The 26,224-nt window shown below is 62.7% G+C and carries 22 protein-coding genes; 7 read left to right on the forward strand and 15 right to left on the reverse strand.

Annotated features, from left to right (window positions below; genetic code table 11):
- Positions 1-139: 139 nt before the first annotated feature.
- From DOM57_RS05615 to DOM57_RS05630, 4 genes are all read left to right on the forward strand, one after another.
- Complete coding sequence (locus DOM57_RS05615; RefSeq protein ID WP_110648254.1) at positions 140-1,879, forward strand: carbon starvation CstA family protein; 1,740 nt, start codon at positions 140-142, stop codon at positions 1,877-1,879.
- The gene (locus DOM57_RS05620; protein ID WP_204352879.1) at positions 1,876-2,151 is read left to right on the forward strand and encodes a cory-CC-star protein; all 276 of its coding nucleotides are present in this window, start codon (positions 1,876-1,878) and stop codon (positions 2,149-2,151) included. Before DOM57_RS05615 ends, DOM57_RS05620 begins: the two co-directional genes overlap by 4 nt.
- A gap of 181 nt (positions 2,152-2,332) precedes the next feature.
- On the forward strand, positions 2,333-3,562 hold the full coding sequence (locus tag DOM57_RS05625) for a multidrug effflux MFS transporter (RefSeq protein ID WP_204352880.1): 1,230 nt from the start codon (positions 2,333-2,335) through the stop codon (positions 3,560-3,562).
- Between the two features lie 11 nt (positions 3,563-3,573).
- Complete coding sequence (locus DOM57_RS05630) at positions 3,574-4,506, forward strand: ArsA family ATPase (protein ID WP_110648256.1); 933 nt, start codon at positions 3,574-3,576, stop codon at positions 4,504-4,506.
- Between the two features lie 12 nt (positions 4,507-4,518).
- Here DOM57_RS05630 and DOM57_RS05635 read toward each other — a convergent pair whose 3' ends face one another.
- A complete protein-coding gene (locus DOM57_RS05635; RefSeq protein ID WP_420820217.1) occupies positions 4,519-5,493 on the reverse strand; it encodes a calcium/sodium antiporter in 975 nt (324 codons plus the stop codon).
- Between the two features lie 280 nt (positions 5,494-5,773).
- Here DOM57_RS05635 and DOM57_RS05640 point away from each other — a divergent pair, with 280 nt between their 5' ends.
- Genes DOM57_RS05640 through DOM57_RS05650 form a run of 3 tightly spaced genes read left to right on the forward strand, consistent with a single transcriptional unit; the run spans position 5,774 to position 9,397 of the window.
- The gene (locus tag DOM57_RS05640) at positions 5,774-7,129 is read left to right on the forward strand and encodes a paraquat-inducible protein A (RefSeq protein ID WP_110648387.1); all 1,356 of its coding nucleotides are present in this window, start codon (positions 5,774-5,776) and stop codon (positions 7,127-7,129) included.
- Positions 7,122-8,774, forward strand: coding sequence for an intermembrane transport protein PqiB (gene pqiB / locus DOM57_RS05645; RefSeq protein ID WP_110648258.1), 1,653 nt, complete (start codon positions 7,122-7,124; stop codon positions 8,772-8,774). Before DOM57_RS05640 ends, pqiB begins: the two co-directional genes overlap by 8 nt.
- The gene (locus DOM57_RS05650) at positions 8,771-9,397 is read left to right on the forward strand and encodes a PqiC family protein (protein WP_239496129.1); all 627 of its coding nucleotides are present in this window, start codon (positions 8,771-8,773) and stop codon (positions 9,395-9,397) included. The genes pqiB and DOM57_RS05650 overlap by 4 nt, the downstream gene beginning before the upstream one ends.
- 47 nt (positions 9,398-9,444) lie before the next feature.
- Here DOM57_RS05650 and DOM57_RS05655 read toward each other — a convergent pair whose 3' ends face one another.
- From DOM57_RS05655 to motA, 14 genes are all read right to left on the reverse strand, one after another.
- Positions 9,445-10,143, reverse strand: coding sequence for an RNA polymerase sigma factor FliA (locus DOM57_RS05655; RefSeq protein ID WP_110648259.1), 699 nt, complete (start codon positions 10,141-10,143; stop codon positions 9,445-9,447).
- Positions 10,144-10,385: 242 nt separating this feature from the next.
- A complete protein-coding gene (locus DOM57_RS05660; RefSeq protein WP_162619454.1) occupies positions 10,386-10,787 on the reverse strand; it encodes a flagellar protein FlhE in 402 nt (133 codons plus the stop codon).
- 178 nt (positions 10,788-10,965) lie between these two features.
- Positions 10,966-13,050: a flagellar biosynthesis protein FlhA gene (flhA, locus tag DOM57_RS05665; RefSeq protein ID WP_110648261.1), complete on the reverse strand. Its 2,085-nt coding sequence runs from the start codon at positions 13,048-13,050 to the stop codon at positions 10,966-10,968.
- Complete coding sequence (gene flhB, locus DOM57_RS05670; protein WP_110648262.1) at positions 13,047-14,219, reverse strand: flagellar biosynthesis protein FlhB; 1,173 nt, start codon at positions 14,217-14,219, stop codon at positions 13,047-13,049. The genes flhA and flhB overlap by 4 nt, the downstream gene beginning before the upstream one ends.
- A 169-nt stretch (positions 14,220-14,388) precedes the next feature.
- Positions 14,389-15,048 carry a protein phosphatase CheZ gene (cheZ, locus tag DOM57_RS05675; RefSeq protein WP_239496130.1) on the reverse strand — a complete coding sequence of 220 codons (660 nt, stop codon included), beginning with the start codon at positions 15,046-15,048 and terminating at the stop codon, positions 14,389-14,391.
- A gap of 19 nt (positions 15,049-15,067) precedes the next feature.
- Positions 15,068-15,457, reverse strand: coding sequence for a chemotaxis response regulator CheY (cheY, locus tag DOM57_RS05680; RefSeq protein ID WP_110648263.1), 390 nt, complete (start codon positions 15,455-15,457; stop codon positions 15,068-15,070).
- A gap of 70 nt (positions 15,458-15,527) precedes the next feature.
- Positions 15,528-16,595, reverse strand: a complete 1,068-nt coding sequence (locus DOM57_RS05685) for a protein-glutamate methylesterase/protein-glutamine glutaminase (RefSeq protein WP_110648264.1) — start codon at positions 16,593-16,595, stop codon at positions 15,528-15,530.
- Positions 16,596-16,602: 7 nt separating this feature from the next.
- Positions 16,603-17,490: a CheR family methyltransferase gene (locus tag DOM57_RS05690; RefSeq protein WP_110648265.1), complete on the reverse strand. Its 888-nt coding sequence runs from the start codon at positions 17,488-17,490 to the stop codon at positions 16,603-16,605.
- Positions 17,491-17,504: 14 nt separating this feature from the next.
- Positions 17,505-19,664 (reverse strand): methyl-accepting chemotaxis protein, encoded by a 2,160-nt coding sequence (locus DOM57_RS22525; RefSeq protein ID WP_110648266.1) that lies wholly within the window; start codon positions 19,662-19,664, stop codon positions 17,505-17,507.
- 115 nt (positions 19,665-19,779) lie between these two features.
- Positions 19,780-21,411 (reverse strand): methyl-accepting chemotaxis protein, encoded by a 1,632-nt coding sequence (locus DOM57_RS05700; protein WP_162619455.1) that lies wholly within the window; start codon positions 21,409-21,411, stop codon positions 19,780-19,782.
- 224 nt (positions 21,412-21,635) lie between these two features.
- Positions 21,636-22,136, reverse strand: coding sequence for a chemotaxis protein CheW (locus DOM57_RS05705; protein WP_110648268.1), 501 nt, complete (start codon positions 22,134-22,136; stop codon positions 21,636-21,638).
- On the reverse strand, positions 22,133-24,244 hold the full coding sequence (gene cheA, locus DOM57_RS05710) for a chemotaxis protein CheA (RefSeq protein ID WP_110648269.1): 2,112 nt from the start codon (positions 24,242-24,244) through the stop codon (positions 22,133-22,135). Before cheA ends, DOM57_RS05705 begins: the two co-directional genes overlap by 4 nt.
- 53 nt (positions 24,245-24,297) lie before the next feature.
- Positions 24,298-25,212, reverse strand: coding sequence for a flagellar motor protein MotB (gene motB / locus DOM57_RS05715; protein ID WP_110648270.1), 915 nt, complete (start codon positions 25,210-25,212; stop codon positions 24,298-24,300).
- Positions 25,209-26,096, reverse strand: a complete 888-nt coding sequence (motA, locus tag DOM57_RS05720; protein ID WP_110648271.1) for a flagellar motor stator protein MotA — start codon at positions 26,094-26,096, stop codon at positions 25,209-25,211. The genes motB and motA overlap by 4 nt, the downstream gene beginning before the upstream one ends.
- Positions 26,097-26,224: the final 128 nt, after the last annotated feature.

Below are 26,224 nucleotides of genomic sequence, written 5' to 3' on the forward strand. Positions count from 1 at the left end.
TCGCCAATTATGCGGTTTCCGGGCGCGTGACTTCGCCGATGGTCCAATTCGGTCGCCCTCGAGGGCAGTGATAAGGTGCGACAATATGCCGAGGTAATGACGGCGCCGAAACGCACCGAACGACCATGAGGAGAGTCCGATGAACGCCATCTGGATCGCCGTGTTTGGGGCCGTCTGTTTCTTTTTCGGTTATCGCTTCTACTCCCGCTTCATTGCCGAGCGCATCTACCGCTTGGACAAGGATTTCACCACTCCCGCCCACGCCTATCGCGATGGCGTCGACTATGTGCCGACCAACAAGTGGATACTCTGGGGTCACCATTTCACTTCGGTGGCCGGTGCCGCACCGATCGTCGGCCCGGCCATCGCCATCTACTGGGGTTGGATACCCGCCGTGGCCTGGGTCGTGCTCGGTACCGTGTTCGCCGCCGGCGTGCATGATTTCGGCGCCCTGGTGCTATCGGCGCGCCATCAGGGCCACTCCGTCGGCACCCTGGCCAATCGCTTGATCGGTCAGCGCGCCAAGCTGTTGTTCATCTTCATCATCCTGATCCTGGTGCTGATGGTGAACGCGGTCTTCGCCTGGGTGATCGCCAACCTGTTCGTCAGTTTCCCCGCCAGCGTACTGTCGATCATGATCCAGATCCCGCTGGCGGTATGGATCGGACTGCGGGTCTATCGCCATTCCGGCTCGATGTTGTGGCCATCGCTGGTGGCACTGGCGGTCATGTACGGCACCGCCATGCTGGCCAGCGAGGTGAGCTGGCTGCAAGTCGACCTGGTCGGTGCCTTCGGCGGCGAGGGTGGCGGCGCCTTCGGCATGAGCGCCACCGCGCTGGCGTTTTTGTGCTGGATCGCGGTGTTAATGACCTACGTCTATGTCGCCTCGACATTGCCGGTGTGGATGCTGCTGCAACCCCGCGATTACATCAACGCGCACCAGTTGGTGGTCGGCCTGGGGCTGCTGTATGCGGGCCTGCTGATCGGCGCGCCGACGATGACCGCGCCCTCCTTCAACGCCAACGCCGATAGCAGCTTCATGCCGCTGCTGTTCATCACCATCGCCTGCGGCGCAATCTCCGGCTTCCATGGCCTGGTCGCCTCCGGCACCACCTCCAAGCAGCTGAACAACGAAACCGAGGCACGCTTCATCGGCTATGGCGGTGCCTTGGGCGAAGGCATGCTGGCGTTGATCTCGATCATCGCGGTCGGCACGCTGTTCGCCACCACCGGCGATTTCACCGCCACCTACTCCAGCTTCAGCGCCGCCGCCGCCAACGGCCTGACCTCTTTCGTCCAGGGCGCCGGTCACCTGATCGGCAACCTCGGCCTGCCGCCCAGCATGGGCGCCACCGTGGTCGCGGTCATTGTGGTCAGTTTCGCCGCAACCACCCTCGATACCGCGGTGCGGCTGATGCGCTACATCATCGCCGAGCTGGGCGTCGACTACGGCATGCCGGTACTGGCGCGCAAACACGTCGCCACCAGCATCGCGGTACTCGCCAGCGCGGCGCTGGTGATCCTGCCGGAAGGGCCCAAAGGTTTCGGCTCCGGCGGCTACCTGCTGTGGCCGCTGTTCGGCACCAGCAACCAGTTGCTCGCCGGGATCACGCTGATGCTGGTTTCGGTCTGGCTCAAGCGCCAGGGACGGCCGGTGGTCTTCACCCTGGCGCCGATGCTGTTCCTGCTGGTGATGACGTTGTGGGCGATGACCCAGCAGGTGGTCTTCAGTTGGTCGGGCTTCGCCGGCGGCGATCGTAATCTGCTGCTGTTCGCGTTCGGCAGCCTGATCCTGGTGTTCACGCTGTGGATTCTGCTCGAGGCCGGTCGCAGCTTTCGCCAGCCGTTTGCGCCGGTTCCCAAAGAGACCCACCCGTGATTCGCCACGCCGCGCCGCTCGTGTGGGTCCGGCGCGCGGTCGAGGGCTACGACCGCGTGCTGCGCCTGCCGCATCAGCGTGAGATCGCCCGCGAGCTGCAGGACGAAGAAGATCTGTTCATGCTGCTCTGTTTTTGCGACATGATGGGCATTCCCAATCCCGTCAGCGCGATGACGCTGGAGCTCTATCCGCAGATGCTGGAACGCTTTCACCAATGGCATCTGCGCCAGGGCATGGCACGCTCCCCGCTGGACAGTTTCCGCTGCTGTTGAAACCGCAGCTTCACGCATCTTCGTCGGCCCGCCAATACCGGTATTAGCGGTTTGGCCAACTAGTCATGGCTCTTCATTTCGCATAAGGTCTTAATCATCAGCATGCTAGAGACTGTCATCCATTCCCGTTTCGGCGTGAATGACAGCCCCTGCTCTTTCCCCTTTTCTGATGAGGAGCTCAGTGACCAAACCCGCCTCGTCGACCGACGCCACGCCCCTCGAAAGCGACGAACCACGCGCCGTACCCGCCCTCTGGATGCTGGTGGCCATCACACTGGCCGGTACCCTGGCCATGCACATCTTCGTACCCGCGCTGCCGGTCGCCGGGCGCGAGTTGGATGCCGACAAATCGCTGATGCAACTCACCATCAGCCTCTACATCCTGGGTCTGGCCGCCGGTCAGCTGTTCTACGGGCCGCTTTCGGATGCGGTCGGCCGGCGACCGGCGCTGATGGCGGGGATGGCGATCTACTGCATCGCCGGTGTCGTCTCCTGGCAGGCCCAGAGCGTCGAGGTACTGATCGTCGCGCGCCTGTTGCAGGCATTCGGCGGCTGCGCCGGACTGGCGCTGGGACGCGCCATGATCCGCGATACCTCGGCGCCGGACGCAGCGGTCCAGCGGCTGGCGATCCTCAATCTGGTCGTCGCCATCGGCCCGGCCATGGCGCCGCTGGTCGGCAGCCTGCTGACCAACACCCTCGGGTGGCGCTCGATCCTGCTGCTGCTCAGCGTGATGGGCCTGTGCAACCTGCTGTTCGTATGGCGGCTGCTGCCGGAAACCGGCCGTATCCAGGGACGTCTCGACCTGCCCAGGCTGGGACACGAGTATCGCTTGCTGGTGCGCTCCCCCGCCTTCATCGGCTACGCCATCGGCGGAGGCTGCGCAACGACGGCGATGTTCGCCTTCATCGCTTCGGCGCCGTTCATTTTCGTCGATCAACTCGGCGAGCCACCCGGGCATGTCGCCTTCTATCTGTCGCTGCTGATCGTCAGCATCTCGCTGGGCAACTTCATCACCAACCGCACGATCCGCCGGTTGGGCATGGCGCGTCTGATGCTGTCCGCCAGCCTGCTCAGCCTGTTCGGCTCGGCTTCGCTGCTGATCGTGGTGCTGGCCGGCTGGGCGACGGCATGGACGCTGGAAGCCTCGATGCTGCTGTTCACTCTCGGGGTGGGCATGGTCGGCCCCACCGCGCTGACGCTGGCGATCGGCGTCAATCCGAAGGTGGTGGGGTCCGGGGCGGGACTCTACGGCTGTGCGCAGATGAGTATCGGCGCGCTGTGCACGGCACTGGCAGGCCTGGGCGACAATCCCGCGCTGGCGGCGGCGATCGTCCTGATCAGCGCTGCCATCATCGGCCAGATCGCGCTACGCAGCGCGCTGCGGTACGATCCTCAGACATCCCGCTAGGGACAAGGCACATGGCCCATACCCTCTTCTTTGGTGGCAAGGGCGGCGTTGGCAAGACCAGCTGTGCCGCCGCGCATGCGCTCAACTGTGCCGAGAAAGGCCAGCGCACGCTGCTGGTCTCCACCGATCCGGCCCATAACCTGGGCGATATCTTCGAGCGCCGGTTGGATGGCCAGGCCACGCGGGCAGCCGCCAATCTGGATGTAATCGAGCTCGACCCGGAGCGTGAGACCACTCGCTATCTCGACGAGGTCAAGGCCAACCTGCGCCCCTGGGTCAATGGTGAACGGAGCCAGCAGGTCTATCGTCAGCTCGATCTGGCACGCCACGCACCGGGCACCGAGGAAGCGGCACTGTTCGATGCGCTGACCTCGCTGCTGCTCGACCGCGATGCCGACTACGACCAGTTGATCTTCGATACCGCACCAGGCGGGCATACCATCCGCCTGCTGGCACTGCCGGAAATCATGGGCGCATGGGTCGACGGCCTGCTCGAGCGTCGACGCAAGGTACGCAGCGACTATCAGTCCTGGCTGGGCGACGGCGAGGTGGTCGACGATCCGATTCAGCAGGTATTGATGCGCCGGCGGGGCCGACTGGCAGCCGTACGCGAGCGGCTCACCGATGCGCGGCACAGCGCCATCCTACTGGTCGCCAACCCCGAACCCTTGCCGGTGCACGAGACCGAACGCACCCGGCACCTTCTCGAGGACAACGGCCTGCCCGTGCTCGGCGTGGCGATCAACAAATGCCTGCCCGCCGCCGTCGACGGCGAGTGGCTGCGCGGCTGGCGCGAACAACAACGCCCCTGGATCGAACGCCTGACGAGCCACTTCAGCGATCGCCGATGCTTCGTCCTGGATCATCTCGCCCGCGCCCCGGACAGCATCGCGGCCCTGACACCGCTCAGGAGTGCCCTGGCGCCACTTGCCAGGGCCGGCTGATCAACTGGCGGTTCAGCCACCGCGGGTCGCGATGACACTCATCACCAGCCAACTCGTGTAAGCAATGAAGCTCAGTAGCAGCGCGCCGCCTTCCAGGCGATTGATGCGTCCCTGTCCCTTGAGGCCGATACCGAAAACCAGCAGCAGCAAGGTGAGCCCCGCCATGACCGGCCAGTCCCGAACCAGGACTTCGTGATCGATATCGATCGGTTGGATGACACCAGCCAGCCCCACTACCGCGAGCGTGTTGAAGAGATTCGAGCCCACCACGTTACCCAGCACCAGATCATGCTCGTTCTTGCGTACGGCACTGATCGACGAGGCCAATTCCGGCAACGAGGTGCCGATGGCGACAACGGTCAGGCCGATGACCAGATCGCTGACACCGAAAGCTTCAGCGACACTGACGGCCCCCCATACCAGCAGGCGTGAACTCACGATAAGCAGCACCAAACCGATGAGCGTCCAGGTCAGGCCACGTGTCAGCGACATCGACTCTCCCGCCATGTCCGCGTCGACATCGGAGGCCAGGGCATCCGCGCCCTGCCGACGCGAGCGGATGATGCTGAAAGTCAGCACTCCCGCGAGTACCAGCAGCAGTACGCTGGCATCCCAACGCGAAATCGTGCCGTCATGCAGACACCATAACGACAGCAGCGTCACACCGCCGAGCACTGGCAATTCTCGGCGAATGACCTGCGAATGAACCAGCAACGGACTGGTCAGCGCCACCACTCCCACGATGAGTGCAATATTGGTTATGTTGGAACCGTAGGCATTGCCGAGCGCCAGCCCCGGGTTACCCTGGATTGCCGCGAGTGCCGAAACCATCAATTCCGGTGCCGATGTTCCGAAACCGATGACCAACATTCCGATCAACAGCGGTGGCAAACCGAGATGTCTTGCAGTGGCCGCAGCGCCATCCACAAAACGGTCGGCGCTCCACACCAATACGATCAAACCGGCCACTATGGCCACCAACGCCATCATCACGCTAGGCTCTCCTTATGCAAAGATTCGAAACGGCAAATATGATTCAAAAAGACAGCACTTAATCGGCTGCTTCAAAGTCCGCTAAAATTTCGGTAAACGATTGTATTTATCCGGCATCCAGCGGTTCACTTACTATAGTATCCAAGCGGCTGGACCTAGAGCCATGCAAATGGTGCCGGTACGCTCCACTCGACAAACATGCAAGAATGTATGTATATGAGCAACATGGCTCGTGTTTTCGAAGGAAGCTTTCTTGGCCCATCCCTCTGACGACATCGCTGACGACACGGCAAATCGCCCCCGCTATGCAACCCCGCGTAAAACGCGACGTCGATTGCGGGCCTGTCGCGAATGCGATCTGCTGGTGGCGTTACCGCCGTTGCGGGCACACGAGCGTGCCAGTTGCCCGCGCTGCGGTCATACCCTGAGCCGCCGTCACCACCGCCCGGCGCAGCGTAGCCTGGCGCTGGCCATCACGGCGCTGATTGCCCTGCTCGCGGCGATCGGTTTTCCGTTCATCCGTTTCGAGGCACGGGGAGTCAGCAATTCGATCCAACTGACCGACACTGCCATCAGCCTGATCGATTTTCACGAGCCCTTCGTCGGCATATTGGTGCTTTTGACGATCGTCGTGCTGCCGGTGTTTTACCTGCTGGCCGTGATCTGGCTGCATGTCGGGCTGTCGAGGCGCAAGCCGCTGCCGCGCAGCCGTCAGATCGCTCGCGCCCTGGCGCACCTGTCGCCGTGGATGATGGCCGATGTCTTCGTCATCGGCGCGCTGGTCAGTCTGATCAAGATCGCCGGCATGGCATCGGTGGATCTGGGGCTCTCTTTCTGGTCCTTCTGCGCTTACGCGCTATTGCTTTTGTGGACCACGCGCTCGCTGGATACCGACTGGATGTGGTTTTCGCTGGCCGGCGAGCCGCTGGCTCCCGCCGACAGCGAGATCGGTCGCCCCGCCGCGGAACAGGGTCTGGCCGGCTGCCCCACCTGCGGATTGGTCAACCGCCTGAGCCACTTCGGCCGCGGTCGCTGCCGACGCTGCGGCGAACGCCTGCGCTTTCGCGAAGCGCACAGTCTGCAGCGAACCTGGGCCCTGCTGCTGGCGGCCACCATTTTGTACATCCCGGCCAACCTCTATCCGATCATGACCACGACGTCGCTGGGCAGCGAATCCCCTTCGACCATCATCGGCGGGGTGATGATCTTTCTCGGTCACGGCGACTGGCCGATTGCCCTGGTCATCTTCACCGCCAGTATCGTGGTCCCCATCGGCAAGGTGTTTGCCCTGGCGTGGCTGTGCATCGTCGTCAAGCGCCAGGACGAGCCACGCTATCGCCACAAGCGGCTCCAGCTTTACCGCATCACCGAGTTCATCGGGCGCTGGTCGATGATCGACGTCTTCGTGGTGGCGATCCTGGTGGCGCTGGTGCATGCCGGATCGCTGCTGTCGATCACGCCCGGGCCGGCGGCACTCGCCTTCGCGGCGGTGGTGGTCGTCACCATGCTCGCCGCCAACAGCTTCGATGCCCGGCTGATCTGGGACAGCCACGATGTCCAGCCGAGGATGCCGGCCTCGCTCAAGCGGCAATCCCCCTTCTCTCCCGTCAAGGAAGTCGACGATGTCTGATTCGATGCAGCGCGCCAAGCGCCTGTCCCAATCGCGCCTTTCGCCGATCTGGATCGTGCCGTTGCTGGCTGCGCTGATCGGCGCCTGGATGGTCTGGGACAATATCTCTAGTCGCGGGCCGTTGATCACCTTGAACATGGACAACGCCGAAGGCATCGAAGCCGGCAAGACGCTGATCAAGACGCGCAACGTCGAGGTCGGCCATGTCGAGGCCGTACGCCTGTCGGACGACCTTTCCCATACGGTGATTACCGCGCGCATGTCCCGCGATGCCGAACGCATGCTGAACCAGGGCTCACGCTTCTGGGTGGTCAAGCCGCGTATCGGACGCGAGGGCGTCAGCGGACTCAACACGGTGCTTTCCGGTGCCTACATCCAATTGGCCCCCGGCGATAGCGACGAGGCGCAGACCAGCTTCGACGTGCTCGACCAGCCGCCGGTGGCGCCGCCCGATGCCCCGGGACTGCGCATCAACCTGGTCAGCCAGGTGGGCAATTCGCTGAGCGCCGGCGACCCGGTCACCTATCAGGGCTATACCGTCGGCCGCGTCGAGAGCACCGACTTCGATCCGGACAAGAAGGAGATGCGCCATCGTCTGTTCATCCAGGCGCCCTACGATAGCCTGGTCACCGATACCACCCGTTTCTGGAGCTCCTCCGGTATCGACGTGCAGCTCAACTCCGAGGGGGTCAGCGTCAATCTGGATTCGTTCGAGACGCTGATCAGCGGCGGCGTGACTTTCGGCGTGCCCGAGGACATCGCCGCAGGCAAGCCGGCCAAGCAGGACGCCACTTACACCCTCTACAACAGCGAAGAGAGCGCCCGCGAAGGCACTTACGATCAGTACATCGAGTACGTGTTGCTGGTCGACGATACCGTGCGCGGCCTAAGCCGCGGCGCGCCGGTGGAGTATCGCGGCGTGCGCGTGGGTACCGTGGTCTCCGTGCCCTGGCACTTCACCGCACCGCAGCCCGACACCCTGGCCCAGTTTGCGATTCCAGTGCTGATTCGCATCGAACCCCAGCGCCTGGAGAGCGGTGAAGCGATCAATCAGGAGATCGACGAGCAGGAAGTCCGCAAGCGATTCGAAAAAATGTTCCAGGACTATGGCCTGCGCGCCACGCTCAAGACGGGCAACTTGCTGACTGCCGCGCTATTCGTCGATCTGAGCTTCAACGACGATGCCGCCCCTTACGAGCCGCTCGAATTCGCGGGGAAACCGGTCTTCCCGACGACCTCCGGAGGCTTCGCACAGATCGAGCAGAAAGTGTCGAATCTGCTCGACAAGCTCAACGACCTTCAGGTCGAGCCGATTCTCGACCGCCTGGACGAGACCATGCAGACCTCGCAGCAGACGCTCGAACAGGTCCGCCAGATTGCCGAGTCGGTCAACGCGCTCGTCTCGGACCCGGCGACACAGCAACTGCCCGCCAGCATGAACGATACCCTGCGGGAGTTGCAGAACACCTTGAACGGCTTCTCGTCCGGCTCCTCCGGCTACCGCCAGCTCAACGACACGCTCAAGCAGCTGGAAGTGCTGATGCGGGACCTGCAGCCGGTCGCGCGCACCCTGCGCGAGCAGCCGAACGCACTGATCTTCGATCGTGAAGTCCAAGCCGATCCCCTGCCGAGGGCACCGCAATGATGTCACCGACGACCCGCTGGCGCCGCTGTGGCGCCACCGTTCTACTGTTGGCCGCCGGCGCCGTGGCCCTGGTCGGCTGCGCCGGCCAGTCGACGCCGGCCAGCCGCTACACCCTGCCCGAACCGAGCGTCCAGCGCGCATCCGATGCCGGCGCGCTGCATCCGCGCCAGTTGCGGGTGAGTCCGGTGGAAGTGGCGATCTACCTGGATCAGGAAGGTATCGTCATGCAACTGAGCGACATCGAGCTCAACGCCGCCAATCGGAATCTGTGGGCGGAAGACCTCGGCCAACAGCTGACGCGACGCCTGCGCCAGTCGCTGACGGCCAATCTACCCCGGGTCACGGTGCTGGGCAGCGGCCAGGGCGACGCCGATGCTTGGCGACTGAGCATCAGCGTCGACCAGTTCCAGGGTCGCTACGATGGTCGGGCCGTCGCTTCCGGCGAGTGGCAGCTGTATGACGGCAATCGCCTGCTCGCTCAGCGCCGCTTCGATGTCACTCGAGCGCTCGGCGAAGACGGCTATCCGGCGCTCGTGCGCACGCTGGGGGAAGTCTGGGAGCGCGTCGGCGAGCAGATCGCCGACGGTATCAGAACCGCCGACAGCGACACGTTGGGAAGTTAGCGGCAGCGTGCCGGGACGCCGCCATATCGCGGCGTGCCCGGCAACCTTCAGTTGACGAGACGGGCGCGCAGGCGTGAAACGGCCTGGCTGTGGAGCTGGCAGACTCGGGATTCGCTGACGCCGAGAATCGCGCCGATCTCCTTCAAGTTGAGTTCTTCCTGGTAATACAGACCCAACAACAGCTTTTCCCGCTCCGGCAAGGCTTCGATCGCCGCCATCAGACGCTCGCGATTGTCGTCGTCGAGCAACGCTTCGAAAGGCGACGGCGGGCCGCCTTCGCTGACGGCCCCGACGCCGTTCTCGCTATCGCTTTCGTCGTAGGCCAGCAGAAAGCCGTTGTTGGCATCCGCCAGCAGCCGATGATACTCATCCCGGGTAACGCCCATCTCCTGGGCGATTTCGCGCTCGTCCGGAGCCCGTCCGAGACGCTGTTCGAGACGTCCGACAGCCTGGTCGAGCGCGCGCGCATTGCGCCTCACGCTGCGCGGCATCCAGTCGCGACTGCGCAATTCATCGATCATCGCTCCGCGAATGCGCTGATTGGCGTAGGTCGAGAAGCTGGCGCCGTGCGAATTGTCATAACGGCCCATGGCGTCGAGCAGACCGAGCATGCCCGCCTGGATCAGATCGTCGAGTTCGACGCTCGCGGGCAGGCGTACCTGTAGCGAGAGCGCATGACGCCTCACCATCGGCATGTACTGCTCAATCAGTGCCTGCTGATCGATCTTGCCCTGTGCGGTATACATCGAATCGCCTCGTGATTAACCGAAAAAGCCACCGCGAGCCGTGGCCAGTCAATTCATTATGACCCGCCACGACCAGCGCTAGAGGCCAAATTCCCGGCATCGAAAGGGCTATTTCGCCTTTTTATGGTCTCGATGCCAGCCGACCTTTCCATGCATGGCCTGCCGCCGCTCCTGGCCGCCACTCGTAGCCCGTGGCCCGTAGCCGCTTTTACAGCGCCCCGAAGCCGGCGCAAGCCCGTAGCTCAGTGTTCGTAATCGACGATGAGCCGGCCGTGGGAGACGACCGCCGTGCCCGAAGCAGTGATGGCCGGTCGCCGAAAGCGAAAACGAAACGCCTGGGTCGCGGAGCGCCCCTGAAAACGTTCGGTTTTCCCCTGCGTACTCGACAGCGCCACGCAAAGGCTACCTTGACAGAGCCATGCCTCGAGGGGCGAATTCGGCGCGCTGACGGTGAACGACCAGTGCACCCGCGTGATCACGCCGGCATCGACGTGCGCGGGCGCGGCGACGGCAGCGCTCTCCAGCGGCCGCTCGCTGGCGGCGAGCGTCTGGCGCGGCAGCGTTGCCATCCAGCTGCCGGAAGCGGCATGCGCCGGCCCGGACGCAGTGAACGAGAGTGCAGCGAGCCAGACCCAGGCAATCAAGGCGTGCCAGCGCCTCAGAACCTGTCTACGATCTGCTGCGCGTCGGCCACACGTCGTTAAAAACACTTTCGGAATGCTCATTTACCCCCCGTAAACTCGTACGCGAGCCCGGTCCTTTCCTCAAGTGTTTTTGCCTTGGTTGGCTCTAGCTCGCGAGATCGTAAACAGGTTCTCACATTCATGCTCCCCCTCCGATCGTCGTCGTGACGCGCAGGTTGCGGTCGTCGGGGATCTCGGCCTGGGACAGCACCACCAGCGATTTGATCTGGCGCCGCAGGAAGCGCGCCAGCAACGCCCGCAGCGAGTGCTGAACCACCAGCACGGTCGGCTCGTCGCGGCTCTGTTGGCGTTCGACCGCCGCCGCCGTCTGTTGCATCAGGGTTTCCGCCAGCCCCGGTTCCAGCGCCCCGCCATTGTTGAGCGCCTGGGTCAGGACCTGCTCGAGCCGCGGTTCGAGGCCGATCACATGCATCGGCTCGCGTCCCGGGAACCATTGCTGGGTGATCGCCCGGCCCAGGGCCACGCGGACGATCGCCGTCAGTTCGTTGGCATCGCTCTGCTGCGGGGCGAATTCCGCCAGCACGTCGAGAATCGTGTGCATGTCGCGGATCGGCACGTCCTCGGCCAGCAGGTTCTGCAGAATTCGCTGTACGGTGGTCAAAGGCAGCAGCTTGGGCACCACGTCCTCGACCAGCGATTTCTGTTTCTCCGCGACCTTGTCCAGCAGTTGCTGCACCTCGGCCCGGCCCAGCATGTCGCCGGCGTGTTCATGCAACAGGTGGTTGAGATGGGTGGCGATCACGGTACTCGCATCGACCACCGTGTAGCCATAGATTTGCGCCCGCTCGCGCTGGGCGGTCTCGATCCAGTAGGCGGTCAGCCCGAACGCGGGGTCCTGGGTCGGTGTGCCGTCGATCGCGCCGGAGACCTGGCCGGGATCGATCGCCAGCCATTTGCCGGGAAACGCCTCGGCACGACCGATTTCGACGCCCTTGAGCGTGATCACGTAGGTATTGGGGCCGAGTTCCAGGTTGTCGCGGATGTGCACCACGGATGGCAGGAAGCCCACGTCCTGGGCGAATTTCTTGCGCACGCTCTTGATGCGGCCAAGCAGCTCGCCCTTCTGACGCTGATCGACCAGCGGGATGAGCCGATGACCGACCTCGAGGCCCAGCGTATCGACCAGTTGGACGTCGTCCCAACTCGCCTCCGGCGTCTCCTGAACCGCAGGCGGCGCCTTCGCCTCGACGGCCTGCGCCGCCTGCTGCTGGTCACGCCGCGACATCCACCACCCCAGGGCGCCAAGCACCACCGCGAACAGCAGGAAGACCAGGTTGGGCATCCCCGGGATCATTCCCAGCAGTGCCATGACACCAGCCGCCAGGAACATCACGCGGGCATTGTTGAACAGCTGGCTCAACAGTTGCTGGCCGACGTCCTGATCGGTATTGACGCGGGAAACCGTGACGCCGGCCGCGGTCGAGATCACCAGTGCCGGAATCTGTGCGACCAGGCCGTCGCCCACGGTCAACAGCGTATAGGTGCGTGCGGCGTCGCTGAACGGCAAGCCGTGCTGGGCAACCCCGATGATCAACCCGCCGATCAGGTTGATCACCATGATCAGTAACCCGGCCATGGCATCGCCGCGCACGAACTTGCTGGCACCATCCATCGAGCCGTAGAACTCGGATTCCTGGTTGATCTCGCTGCGACGGGCCCGTGCCTCCTCCTCGCCGATCAGGCCGGCGTTGAGATCGGCGTCGATCGCCATCTGCTTGCCGGGCATGGAGTCGAGCGTGAAGCGTGCGCCGACCTCGGCGATACGCCCCGCGCCCTTGGTGATGACCATGAAATTGATGACGACCAGGATGGCGAAGACGACCAAACCGACGGCGAAGTTGCCGCCGATCAGAAATTCCCCGAAGGCTTCGATCACCTTGCCCGCCGCGTCGCCGCCCTCGTGCCCATTCATCAGCACCACTCGGGTCGAGGCCACGTTGAGCGACAGGCGCAGCAGCGTGGAGAACAGCAGCACCGCCGGGAAAGCCGCGAAGTCGAGCGGCTTCTGGGTGAACATGCTCACCAGCAGCACCATGATCGACAGCGCGATGTTGAAGGTGAAGAACAGATCCAGCGCGAACGGCGGCAACGGCAGGATCATCATGGTCAGGATCATGATGATCAGCACCGGCCCCGCCAGCACCTTGAATTGCGAGTCGCCCGGCCAGTTACGTCGGCCGAACCACTGGGTGAGCGCGTTCATTCACTCTCCTTGGATGAATCAGTCGTGCCCTCGCCGGCATCGTCGAGCTCGGGCGGGACGGGCAGATCGCGGGGCGTCGGCGGCATTTCTCCGCCTTCGCTCTCCACCTGCTTGAGCCGGAACGCCCACGCCAGAACTTCGGCGACGGCGGTATACAGATCGGCCGGGATTTCCTGCTCCAGATCGACGTGGCGATAGAGCGCCCGGGCCAGCGGTGGCGCTTCCAGTCGTGGTATCCGGTGCTCTTCGCCCAGTTCGCGAATGCGCGCGGCGACGTGATCCGCCCCCTTGGCCACCACTTTCGGGGCCGACATCGAGTCCTGCTGGTAGCTCAGGGCAACCGCGTAGTACGTCGGGTTGGTCACGATCACGTCCGCTTCGGGTACCTTGCTCATCATGCGTCGGCGTGCCATCGCCTGCTGCTGGGAACGGATGCGCCCCTTCACGTGCGGGTCGCCCTCGGTCTCCTTGTGCTCCTGGCGAATATCCTCGCGGCTCATGCGAAGTTTCTTGTGATGACTCCAGAGCTGATACGGCACGTCGATCAGAATGACCACGATCATCGAGGTCGCGATCAGTGCACAGCCCAGTGCGGCCAGCTTCATCGCTGTCGCCAGCGCCTGCTGAATCGGCATGTCCATCAGCCCGAGCAGGGAATCACGTTGCGACCAGAGATAGATCACGCCGACGCTGCCGACCAGCAGCGACTTGGCGATCGCCTTGGTCAGCTCCGCCAGCGCCTGGGTCGAGAACATGCGTTTCAACCCCTTGAGTGGGTTGAGCTTGCCGAACTGCGGTTTCAACGACTTCGCCGAGATAAGCCAACCGCCCAGCAGCGTCGGCCCGAGTATCGCGGCAACGGAGAAGAGCAGAAACAGCGGGAGCAGCGCGACCAGCGTACGCTGGCCGAGCGACCAGATATGGCTGAGCATGCGCGCACTGTCGAACACCAGGCCGCGATCGAACAGAAAGGCCTGCTCCATGACCAGACCCAACTCGTCATAGAGGTTATTGCCCATGACCCAAAGGCCGAAGACACCACTGATCAGCAGCAGGAACGTCGCCAGTTCGCGCGAGCGCGCGACCTGCCCCTCCTCGCGCGCCTTTTCGATACGCCTCGGAGTCGCCGGTTCGGTCTTTTCCTGATCACTGTCGTTCTGTTCGGCCAAGCGCGCACTCCGCCACGGTCGGGGACATCATCGTGTGGACGACATTTTGCGCGGGAGGAGGATCGGTCAAACGCGGAAATAGCAGGCACTTAGTCCTGCTATTTCCGGAGGTGGCTACGGTATTGCCCGAAAACCGGATCGCCGGGCACCGACAGAGCGATACCGGGGTTCAGAAGCCGAGGCTGTCGAGCAGATCATCGACCTGATCCTGATTGCTCACCACATCGGCCGCGTTGGGATTGACCTGCGGGCCGTTGAGCAGCGAACCGGAATTGGGGCCGGAAGGCTCGCGACGTTCGACCCCATCCGGCGCATTGTCGATCAGCACCTGCAATAGCTGCTGCTCGATCTCGCGGATCACGTCCATCATCTTCTTGATGACTTGGCCCGTCAGATCCTGAAAGTCCTGCGCCATCATGATTTCGAGCAACTGCGCATTGGTCGCGCCGGTCTGCTGCGGCACCGTCTGCAGAAAGGACCGGGTATCCGTGACCAGCGCCTTGGCATCGTCGAGCTCCTGGGGCGCGGCGAACCACTCTCCCCAGCGCTTGTCCAGCGCCTTGGCATCGCTCTCCAGCGCATTCTGAATCGGCTGGGCCTGATCGATCGCGTTGAGCGCACGCTCGGCGGCCTGCTCGGTCATCGAAGCCACGTAGCTGAGACGGTCGCGGGCATCGGGAATCGCCTGAGCCGCCTTTTCCACTTCCTTATCGAGCCCAAGCTCCCGCATGTTCTCGCGTAGCATGCGGGTAAGATGGCCAATGCGGCGAATGAGATCGTCGGGAGCCACGTTGTCCGCCATACCGGCTTGAGGGTTGGCACCGCTCATGATCTACCCTCCGAAGGCTTTATTTGCCCAGTTTTTCGAAAATTTTGTTGAGTTTTTCTTCGAGGGTGGCGGCCGTGAACGGTTTGACGACGTACCCGTTGGCGCCAGCCTGCGCCGCCGCGATGATGTTTTCCTTCTTCGCCTCGGCGGTCACCATCAGCACCGGCAATGAAGACAGCGCGGGGTCCTGGCGGATCTCCTTGAGCATCTCCAGGCCGTCGAGATTGGGCATGTTCCAGTCCGAGACCACGAATTCGAAGCCACCGCCACGCAGTTTGGTCAGCGCTTCCTGACCATCTTCGGCCTCCTCGACGTTCTCGAACCCCAGTTCCTTGAGCAGGCTGCGCACGATCCGACGCATGGTCGGAAAATCGTCCACTACCAGAATGCTCATGTTCTTGTCTGACATCGTCAATCCTCGTCGATTCAATATCCGGGGGGGGGCGATGCCGAGGTTATCGGCAGCCCACCCGCAAGCTTTATACCCGCTGCGCGCGTCCCACGGCGTGCATCTGCAGCATCAGGTGCTGGGCGATATCCTGAAGCGCCACCACCTCGACAGCGCCGCCCAGGGCGATGGCTTCCTTGGGCATGCCGAACACCACGCAGCTGTCCTCGTTCTGGGCCACCGTATGCGAGCCGGCCTGACGCATCTTCAACAGCCCCGCCGCGCCATCCTTGCCCATCCCGGTGAGAATCACGCCTAGCGCGTTGCGCCCGGCGCAACTGGCGGCGGAGTCGAACAGCACGTCGACCGACGGCCGGTGGCGATTCACCGGCGGTCCATCGTCGAGCGCGATGACGTAGTTGGCACCGGATCGGGTCAGACGCATGTGCCAGTCTCCCGGCGCGATGTAGACGTGCCCCGGCAGCACCCGCTCGCCGGCCTCGGCTTCCTTGACGGTCACCCGGCAGAGCTTGTTGAGGCGTTCGGCGAAGGAGCGCGTGAAACCGCCCGGCATATGCTGGGTAATCAATACCGCCGGGCTGTTGGCGGGCAGTGGCTCGATCACCTGGCGTATGGCTTCGGTGCCGCCGGTCGAGGCACCGATGATGATCAGCTTTTCGCTCGACAATATCGGCGCCTTGAGTGCCTCGCGGGGCGCTGCCGGCTCCGCCATACGCCCCTGACGATGAGGCCGGGCCTGGGCCGCGGCACGGATCTTGTCGGCGATCGTGTCGGCGTACTCGAACATGCCCTCGCGGATGCCCACCTCGGGTTTGGCGACGAAATCCACCGCTCCCAGTTCGAGCGCCCGCAACGTGATCTCGGACCCGCGCCGGGTCAGCGACGAGACCATCAATACCGGCATTGGCCGCAGTCGCATCAGGCGCTCGAGAAAATCGAGGCCATCCATCCGCGGCATTTCGACGTCCAACGTGAGCACGTCGGGATTGTGGCGCTTGATCAGGTCTCGCGCCACCAGGGGGTCCGGTGCCGTGGCGACCACGGTCATGTCCGGTTGCGCGTCGATGATCTTGGTCATCAGGTCGCGAATGAGTGCCGAGTCATCGACACAGAGCACCTTGATCTTGGGTTTCATCATCTATCCTTCAGCGCGAGTGGCCCGGCATCGCACGAGACGATGATGACGCCAATGCGTAGACGGTCTGCCCCCGCAAGCGGAAGGTCTGGTTCAGGAACGAGAAATTCTCAGAGTGTCCCGCGAACAGCAATCCGTCCGGTTTCAGCTGGGAAGCAAAGCGGCGCAGAATTTCGGTCTGCGTTTCTTTGTCGAAATAGATCATGACGTTGCGGCAAAAGATAATGTCGAAGGGGCCATTGAGAGCCCAACTTCTGCTCACCAGGTTGAGCGGGCGGAAGTCGATCATCGCCGCGATTTCCGGGCGTATCCGCGCAAAGCCGGAGCGCGCGCCACTGCCGCGCAGGAAGAAGCGGCGGCGGCGTTCCTCGCTCAGCTTGGCGACACTATCCATCGTATAAATACCCTGGCGCGCCTTGGCCAACGCCTCGGTGTCGATGTCGGTGGCGACGATCCGCACCTGCGAAGCCGCGGCGCCCAACGTCTCGTGCACGGTCATGGCCAGGGAGTAGGGCTCCTCGCCGGTGGATGCTCCGGCACACCAGATCCTGATCCCCGGACCGCGCTGGCGGATCTCCTCGGCCAGCACTGGAAAGTGATGCGCCTCACGGAAGAACGCGGTCAGGTTGGTCGTCAATGCATTGGTGAACGCCTCCCACTCCTGCGAATCGGGCGTGGCGTCCAGATGCGCCAGGTAGTCGCTGAACCGGTTCATGCCAAGCAATCTCAAACGCTTGGCCAGCCGGCTGTAGACCATTTCACGCTTGTTGTCGGCCATCACGATGCCCGCGCGCCGGTAGATCAACTCACGCACGCGTTCGAAATCGCGTGGCGTGAAGTCGAGGTCTCGAGCGAAACGCGCGGCGTTATCGTGCGGCTCCCCAGAGTCTGCGAACATGACACCCTCGGGTTTCAAAACGCTTCCCACTCCTCGTTATCGTCCGTCACCGGCTGGCGCGCGCCGTTCGCCGACAGCAGCGGCTTGGGTGCGGGTGGCCTACGGTTTTCCTGGCTTATGGATGGTGTCTCGACAGCCACGACACGCTCTTCGCCGCTACCAGCCAACCGAAAGACGGCAATCGAGCTAGCCAGCTGTTCCACGCTGGCGCGCAGTTCTGCGGCGGAGGAAGCCGTCGCCTGCACGCGTTCGGCGTTCTGCTGGGTCACTTCGTCCATCTGGGCAACGGCCTGGCTGATCTGCTCGATACCGCTGGTCTGCTCCTCGGAAGCGGCGGAGATCTCGCTGATGATGTCGTTGACGCGCGTCACGGCGTTGACGACTTCTTCGATCGAGCCTTCCGCCTGGCGCACCAGATCGGCGCCGTGCCCGACTTCCTGGGTCGAGCTGTCGATCAGATCGCGGATCTCCTTCGCTGCCTGGGCGCTGCGGCTGGCCAGGTTGCGCACCTCGCCGGCCACCACGGCAAAACCGCGCCCCTGTTCCCCGGCTCGTGCCGCCTCGACGGAGGCATTCAGCGCCAGAATATTGGTCTGGAAGGCGATGGAATCGATCACACCGACGATATCGGCGACCTTGCGTGAGCTGTCGGTGATTCGACCCATGGTATCGACGACCTGGCCCATGATGGTGCCACTGCGTCTGACGGTATCGGTGGCGCCGTCCGCCAACTGACTGGCCTGGCGCGCATTGTCGGCATTCTGCTTCACCGTGGCGGTCATCTGCTCCATGCTGGTGGCGGTCTCGGCCAGCGATGCCGCCTGCTGCTCTGTACGTGATGACAAATCCTCGTTACCGCTGGCGATATCGTGAGTGGCCGGTTTGACCACAGCCACGTTGGCGTTGACATCACCAACGATGGTGCCAAGGCTCTGACGCATGCGGTTGAGGGCGCCGATCAGGCGTCCTACTTCATCGTTACGCCGCTGAGTCAGCTGGGCGCCCAGGTTTCCAGCGGCGATCTGCAAGGCGAAGTCGAGCGCTTCGCGAACCGGCTTCAGCGTCGAACGAATCGTGGTCAGGCCGAGCAACAGCAGCAGGATCGCGCCGACGGCCAGCAATCCGATCAGTACCATCATCGTGGTCCGCTGTGCGGCGTAGGCATTCTCCGCCATGACGGCACCGCTTTGACGTTTTTCCTCGACCAGCGCGTTGAGATCGGCGCTGACCTTGTCGCTGTCGGCCTGCAGAACATCGTTATAGGCAACGTAGGACTGGTAGAAATCCCCGCCATTGAGCGCATCCATCACCGCCTTGAGGCCTTCCTCACGATAACGCTCCAGATCGGCGGCGAAGGCTTCGGCAGCCAGCGTCTGGTTGACCGCGCGGTCCTGGTAGTAGCTGTCCCAGGTGGATTGGAGATTGGCCAGCAGCGCCTCGACCTGGTCATTGACCGGGGCAAGATCGGTCGCCATCGGGTTGCTCACCGGCTTGTCGACCAGCCCGCGCCCCTTCGACATTAGTTGGTCGATCTTCTGCAGGCGGGCCAGGTCTTCCATGCCATTCGTGGTCAGTTGTTCCAGACGATCGCCGTCGGCTTGCAACGCGAACAGCGAAACGCCGCCACTGACACCCAACACCAGCAGCGCCAGCACCATCATCGAGATCAGGCGGCCTTTCAGCGAGCGCAGGCTCAGGCGCCTGGCGCCGGCGACGATGCCACGAGGCTTCAGCTGGCCGTGATCCAGTCTCACGCCGCGCTTGCGTCCGGCAAGCAGGCGTGGATAGTAGGTTTCGGCAAGCTTGCGCTCCTGCGCGGACGGCTTGACCCGCACGGAGGTGAAACCGGCAACCTCGCCGTTCTCGAGGATTGGCGTCACGGTGGACTGCACCCAGTAGTAACGCCCGTCCTTGCGGCGATTCTTGATCGTACCCGACCAGTTCTTGCCCTTCTGCAGCGTCTGCCAAAGATCGGCGAAGGCCGCCGGCGGCATGTCGGGATGGCGCACGATGTTATGAGGCGCCCCGATCAGCTCTTCCTGGGTAAAGCCACTGACTCTGACGAAGGCCGGGTTGGCATAGGTGATATTGCCTTTGAGATCGGTTCGCGAGATGAGGTAGTCCTCATCCGTCAGCGCGAACTCCTGGTCGATTACCGGCTGATTGTTGCGCATCGCTGCTCCCCTGTTGTTATGCATTTCCGCGGCTGGTCGTGGCCGTTGTCCGGCCCTTCGGTATGACTAGCTATCGGCCGACTCGCCACAGACTTGAGCACGCCATTGGCAGGATTCACGCCGTCGCGCCGTCGAGCTGCGCGTCGGCCTGGGAGGAGAGCTGCCAATGGCCGAAAGGCGAGGCATCGCGGCTGTCACTCGGCGCCACCTGATAGCGCTCGAGAGCCGCTTCGAGATGCTTGGCCTGGCTCACCAACGATTGCGAGGCATTGGCGGTCTGTTGTACCAGCGCCGCGTTCTGGCTGGTGACCTGGTCGAGCTCGGTGATCGCCTGATTGACCTGCTCGATACCGCTGCGCTGTTCACGGGAGGCGTTGGCGATCTCCTCCATGAGGCCGCTGACACTCGTGACCGAAGACACGATCTCTTCCATCGCCTTGCCGACGCGACCGATCAGCGCCGCCCCGCTGTCGACCTGTTCTCCGGAGCTGCCGATCAGGGCACGAATGTCACGCGAAGCCTCGGCACTGCGGCTCGCCAGGTTGCGGACTTCCTCGGCGACCACGGCGAAGCCTCGACCGGCCGAGCCGGCGCGTGCTGCTTCCACGGAGGCGTTCAGGGCGAGAATATTGGTCTGAAAGGCGATGTTGTCGATCATGTCCACGATCTCGGCCATCTGCCGTGAGCTCTCCTGAATGCGCGCCATGGTCGACTCGACGTCGCGCATCATCTCCCCACCCTCTTGCGCCCGTTGGCGAGTCTGGGTCGCGGCCTGTGTCGCGGCTTCCGCATTGTCGGCATTGTGGCGAACGGTCTGGGTCAATTGCTCCATGCTCGAGGCCGTCTCGACGATCGCCGACGACTGCTGATCGGTCCGCACCGCCAGATCCTGGTTGCCGCTGGCGATCTGCCCCGCCCCGACGTTGACCCATTCGGCACTGGCACGGATATCGCCAAACGTCTCGGAAAGCCGCTGGCGCATGCCTTCGATGGCAAACAGAAGACTGCTGTCGTCCCCGGCCTTGAGGCTCAGCGCCCGGGTGAAATCCCCTTCGGCGATACGCTGAATGCTCTCGCGGGCGTGGCCGGGGTCGCCGCCGAGACGGCCGAGCACGTTGCGGATCACCCAGGCGACGATCAGCGACAGGGTGGCACCGATGGCAACGATCAATACCAGGTAGGTCAGTAGACGAGACAACAGCGCGGCGTCGATATCATCGACGTAGACACCCGTTGCCAGCGTCCAGTCCCATTCCGGCACATTCATCGCATAGCCGATCTTGGCGTAGAGTTTTTCCCCTTCGCCCCGACGCGAGACGTAGCGCAAGAGTCCGCCATCCGGTTGCGTGGCAAGGGCCGACATCTCCCGGTAGACGTATGTACCTTTCGGGTCCTGATAGTCGCGCATGCTATCGCCCGGTGGGCGGCGTGGGTGATACACGATCGCCTGGTTGGAATCGAAGGCGAACAGATAGCCATCGCTACCGAAGCTCAAATGGGAGAGGTCGTGCAATGCCCGCTGCTTGGCTTCCGCCTCGGTCAACTCGCCACTCTGCGCCCGCTCGACGTAGGACTCGACCAGCTGGTGGGCGCTGCCGATGAAGTACTCGAGGCTCTGAATGCGCTGGTCGAACATCGAAGTACGCATCGAATAGAGCGACCAGCCGGCAACCAGTACCAGCCCCACCCACATCAGCACCAAGATCGTCCATAGCTTGCGTCGCATCGTCCATTCACGAAAATTCATTGTCTGCCCACCAGTGTTGTGCCATCGATTACTACGCTTCTCGAATCCAGGCTTGGCTGGAAGTCGAAGCGCTAACGCCATTCGTTACGTGATGCTCGGTTTATCGGCAAAGAAAGCGTTATCTGAAGCCCTCTCGCATAAGCGCGGTAAAACGTCTAACTCCACGGCGCACCACAAAAAAACCGCAGCCGGGGCTGCGGTTCTCTCTGCCCTTCCTACACGCGTCAGGCATGTTCCGCGGTGTGTTCGATCAGCTGCATTTCGTTGTGCGTGAGCAGCTTTTCGATGTCGACCAGCACCAGCATGCGATCATCCAGGCTGCCGATACCGTTGAGGTAGTCCGAAGACAGCGTGACGCCGAATTCCGGGGCCGGCTTGATCTGATCCGGCGTCAGGCTCATGACGTCGGAGACGCCGTCGACCACGATGCCGACGATACGTTCGGCCACGTTGACCACGATGACCACGGTCTGACCGCCGTATTCGACCTTGGCGAGATTGAACTTGAGCCGCAGATCGATGATCGGCACGATCACGCCACGCAGATTGGTTACGCCCTTGATGAAGTCGGGCACGTTGGCGATCCGGGTGACGTTTTCGTATCCCCGGATCTCCTGGACCTTGAGAATATCGACTGCGTACTCTTCCTCACCCAGGGAGAAGACCAGATACTCACTGCTTGCCGCGTCATTGACGGTAGTAGCGGCACTCGCTTGCGTTGTCATGCTGGCGATACCTCTTGTAGGTAGTTACGTTTCTCTTCGTGACGCTGCTGTGATTTGCGACGATCCAGCCGATGCAGGTCGGCGATGTCGAGAATCAGCGCCACGCTGCCGTCACCCAGGATGGTGGCGGCAGAGATTCCCGGCACCTTGCGGTAGTTGGTTTCCAGATTCTTGACCACCACCTGTTGCTGACCGATCAGGTCGTCGACCATCAGAGCGTAACGCCGGCCTTCCCCCTGCACGATGACGGCGATCGCTTCGGTGACCTCGGTCTTGGCCCCCGCCACATCCAGGGCCTGGTGCAGAGTGATGATCGGTAGATATTCGTCGCGCACCTTGAGTAGCTGGTCGTCGCCAGCCATCGAGTAGATGTCCTCGATCTGGGGCTGAAGCGACTCCAGTACCGCATTCAAAGGCAGGATGAACGTCTCCCCGCCGCAGCGAATCGACATGCCGTCGAGAATCGCCAGCGTCAGCGGCAGTACGATCCGGGTGGTCGTACCCTGCCCGGGCTGACTCAAGATTTCGACATGCCCGCCCATTTCCTGGATGTTGCGCTTGACGACATCCATGCCCACGCCGCGGCCGGAGACATCGCTCACCTGCTCGGCGGTAGAGAAGCCCGGCGCGAAGATCAATTGCCAGACATCGTCGTCGCTCATGGTGTCGGTGACGGCAAGGCCGTTGGACTTCGCCTTGGCGAGAATCTTTTCCCGGTTGAGTCCGGCACCGTCATCGATGACCTCGATGAGGATATTGCCGCCCTGATGTTGGGCCGACAGCGTCAACCGGCCGGTCGGCGACTTGCCCGCCGCCTGGCGCTTCTCGGGCGACTCCAGGCCGTGGTCGAGACTGTTGCGCACGAGGTGAGTCAACGGATCGATGATGCGCTCGATCAGGCTCTTGTCGAGCTCGGTCGACTTGCCCTCGGTGACCAGCTCGACATCCTTGCCCAGCTTGGCCGCCAGGTCGCGCACCAGCCGCGGGAAGCGGCTGAACACATAGTCCATCGGCATCATGCGGATCGACATCACCGACTCTTGCAGGTCGCGGGCGTTGCGCTGCAGCAGGTTCATTCCGTTGACCAGCGGACCGTGAGAGACGATATCCATGTCACTGGCGGTCTGCTCCAGCATCGACTGGGTGATGATCAACTCGCCTACCAGATTGATGATCTGGTCGACCTTGTCCACGGGAACGCGAATGGTACTGGACTCGGCGCCCTTCGCGGGCTTGGCGGCCGGTTTGGACTTGCCTTTTTCCCGGGTCGCAGGCTCGGCCTTCGGAGAATCGGCCTGCGACGTGCCCGGTGCCGTCCCGGTCGCCGCTGGAGGCGGAACATCGCCGGCTCCGCCACTTCCCGACGAGGCAGGCTCGGAGCTGGTCGTGGTTTCCGCTATCACGGCCGGTGCGGATATCGGCTCGATGACCAATTGCTCGGGTTCGATGATGAAGCAGAGCACGGCCTCGATATCGTCGCGGGACTCGGCACTTTCCAATTCTATGCGGTAACGTTCGTTGTCGCCGGCTTGCGCGATGACCTGGCCGAAGTGCTGAAGTTCCTCGACCAGTAAGCCACGATCCTTGTCGCCGACTCCGACGAACGTGATGGCGAGTCTCTGCGAGTTCGACTCCGCTGACGGTGCCGAATCGACGGCTTCGGGCTCGGGCTCCGGTTCGGGCGCGGCGGGGGTGGCCGCTTCCACTGCCTGGCCTTGGCCGAGTTCCTCCAACGCCATCTGCTGGAGAACACGGCAGATGCGTTCGAACGCATCGGCATCGGGTTCGTTGCCGTTGCGGTAGGCATCCAACTGGTCGTGAAGCATGTCTTTGGTTTCCAGAAACGTGTCGACGATGTCGCGCCGCAGATTGAGTTCGCCACGCCGGGTATGATCCAGCAGATTTTCGAGTAAGTGCGTCGTCTCCTGGAGTACCGTGAAACCGAAGGTACCCGCCCCACCCTTGATCGAATGAGCGGCACGGAAGATGGCGTTGAGATCTTCGATGTCGGGGTCATCGACATCCAGATCGAGCAGCAGGCGCTCCATGTCCGCCAGCAGCTCTTCGGCCTCTTCGAAGAAAGTGTCGTAAAAATCGGAAATGTCCATGACAGCACCTGCCAGTGGGAATGATCCCTAGTCAATCGGCGTGACGCGGCGCGTCAGCCGGTAATATTGCCTCGAACGCCCGCGGCATCGAAATCTTCATCGGCGGCATTGACGTTCGACGGCAGCGATATCTCACCCTGCTGCTCGATCGTGCTGGCCGCGCGGTTGTCGAGCACGACGATGCTGATCCGACGGTTGACCGCATCGCTGGGGCGCGTGTTCGGCAAGGTGACGCGCGACCCCATACCGGCGACTCGTAGCAACTTGTCCGGTGACAATCCCCCGGCAATCAGCTCGCGGCGCGAAGCGTTGGCGCGATCGGTGGAGAGCTCCCAGTTGCTGTAGCCCTTCTCGCCCCCGGCGTACGGCAAATTGTCGGTATGGCCGCTGATGCTGATCGGATTCGGCATTTCATTGAGCACGGGCGCGATCCGGTGAAGGATCGTCAGCATGTAAGGTTCCAGTCGATCGCTGCCCAGCTCGAACATCGGCCGCTTCTCGCTATCGACGATCTGCACCCGCAATCCTTCCGGGGAGAAATCCATGCGCAGCTGCGAGCGAAGCTCTCTAAGCTGCGGATCACTCTGGATCACGCTCTGGAGGCGGTCGCGCAGATAGCGAAGACTTCGCTGCTCATCGCTAGGACGGGTTTGTTCCTGCATGTTGATACGGCGCACCTCGCCATCGGTCTTGGTAGGGTTATCGCCGCCACCGGGAATGGCGCTGGTGCTCGCCGTATTCTTGTCGCCGCCCGTCAGCGCCACCGCTAACGGGGTACGGAAATATTCCGCGATGTTCTCGAGCTCGTGCTCGCTCACCGTGGAGAGAATCCAGAGCACGAGAAACAGCGCCATCAGCGCGGTCATGAAGTCGGCATAGGCGATTTTCCAGGAACCGCCATGGTGCGCGGGGCTCTGAACGCGCTTGCGTTTGACGATGATCGGTCGTCGTTCGCCACCCACACTCATGAATTATCCGTCCCGGTACTTCTCAGGGTTTGACCGCTGGCACGCACATGTTCCTCGAGTTCGCTGAACGAGGGACGCACAGCGGTAAACAGTGCCTTGCGGCCGAATTCGACTGCCAGTTGGGGGGCCAGGCCATTGAGGCTGGCCATCAGGGTCACACGAATGCACTGCAGCATCTTGGTTGCCTCACCCACCTGGAGATTGATGTGGTGAGCCACAGGCGTCACGAAACCGTATGCCAACAGAATGCCCGCAAAAGTGCCCACGAGAGCCTGGGCGATCATCTGCCCCATGATGGCCGCGCCTTGATCGGCCGAACCAAGGGCGTGAACGACGCCCATGACGGCAGCAACGATTCCGAATGCCGGTAGGCCATCGCCGACGGCGGAGAGTGAGTGCGCCGGCACTTCCGCTTCATGCTGAAAGGTCTCGATCTCGTGCTCCATCAGCGCATCGATCTCGAACGGATCCATGTTGCCGCTGACCATCAGGCGCAGGTAATCGGTGAGAAACGCCATGATCATCGGATCGGAGAGAATTTTCGGGTAGTCGGCAAAAATGGCGCTCTCCTGCGGAGCGTCGATGTCTCGCTCGATCGCCAGCATGCCGTCACGCCGGGCCTTGGTCAGCAGCCGGTACTGGAGCGCCATCAGCTCCATGTACATCATTTTGTTGTAGCGCTTGGTGCGTTTCAGCTTGGAGAAGGAGCGAAGCGTGGCCTTGATCGCCTTGCCGTTGTTGGCACAGATGAAAGCGCCGAGTGCCGCACCACCAATCATCATGAACTCGGCAGGCTGAAGTAGCGCCCCCAAGTGCCCGCCGATCGCGGCGTAGCCTCCGAACACGCTACCGAGGACGACGATGTAACCAATGAAAATCAACACGAAGCATGCTCCTGCGGACAATGCATGGCGAACCTGCTATCTCTATCGGCAGTACGGCTTCGAGTCTTGAGGTCTGACGTATCAGAAAAAACAATAGGCACCAAAACTGACGATAAATCAGACATTTC

This window comes from Salinicola peritrichatus (assembly GCF_003206715.1).
Taxonomy (GTDB): domain Bacteria; phylum Pseudomonadota; class Gammaproteobacteria; order Pseudomonadales; family Halomonadaceae; genus Salinicola; species Salinicola peritrichatus.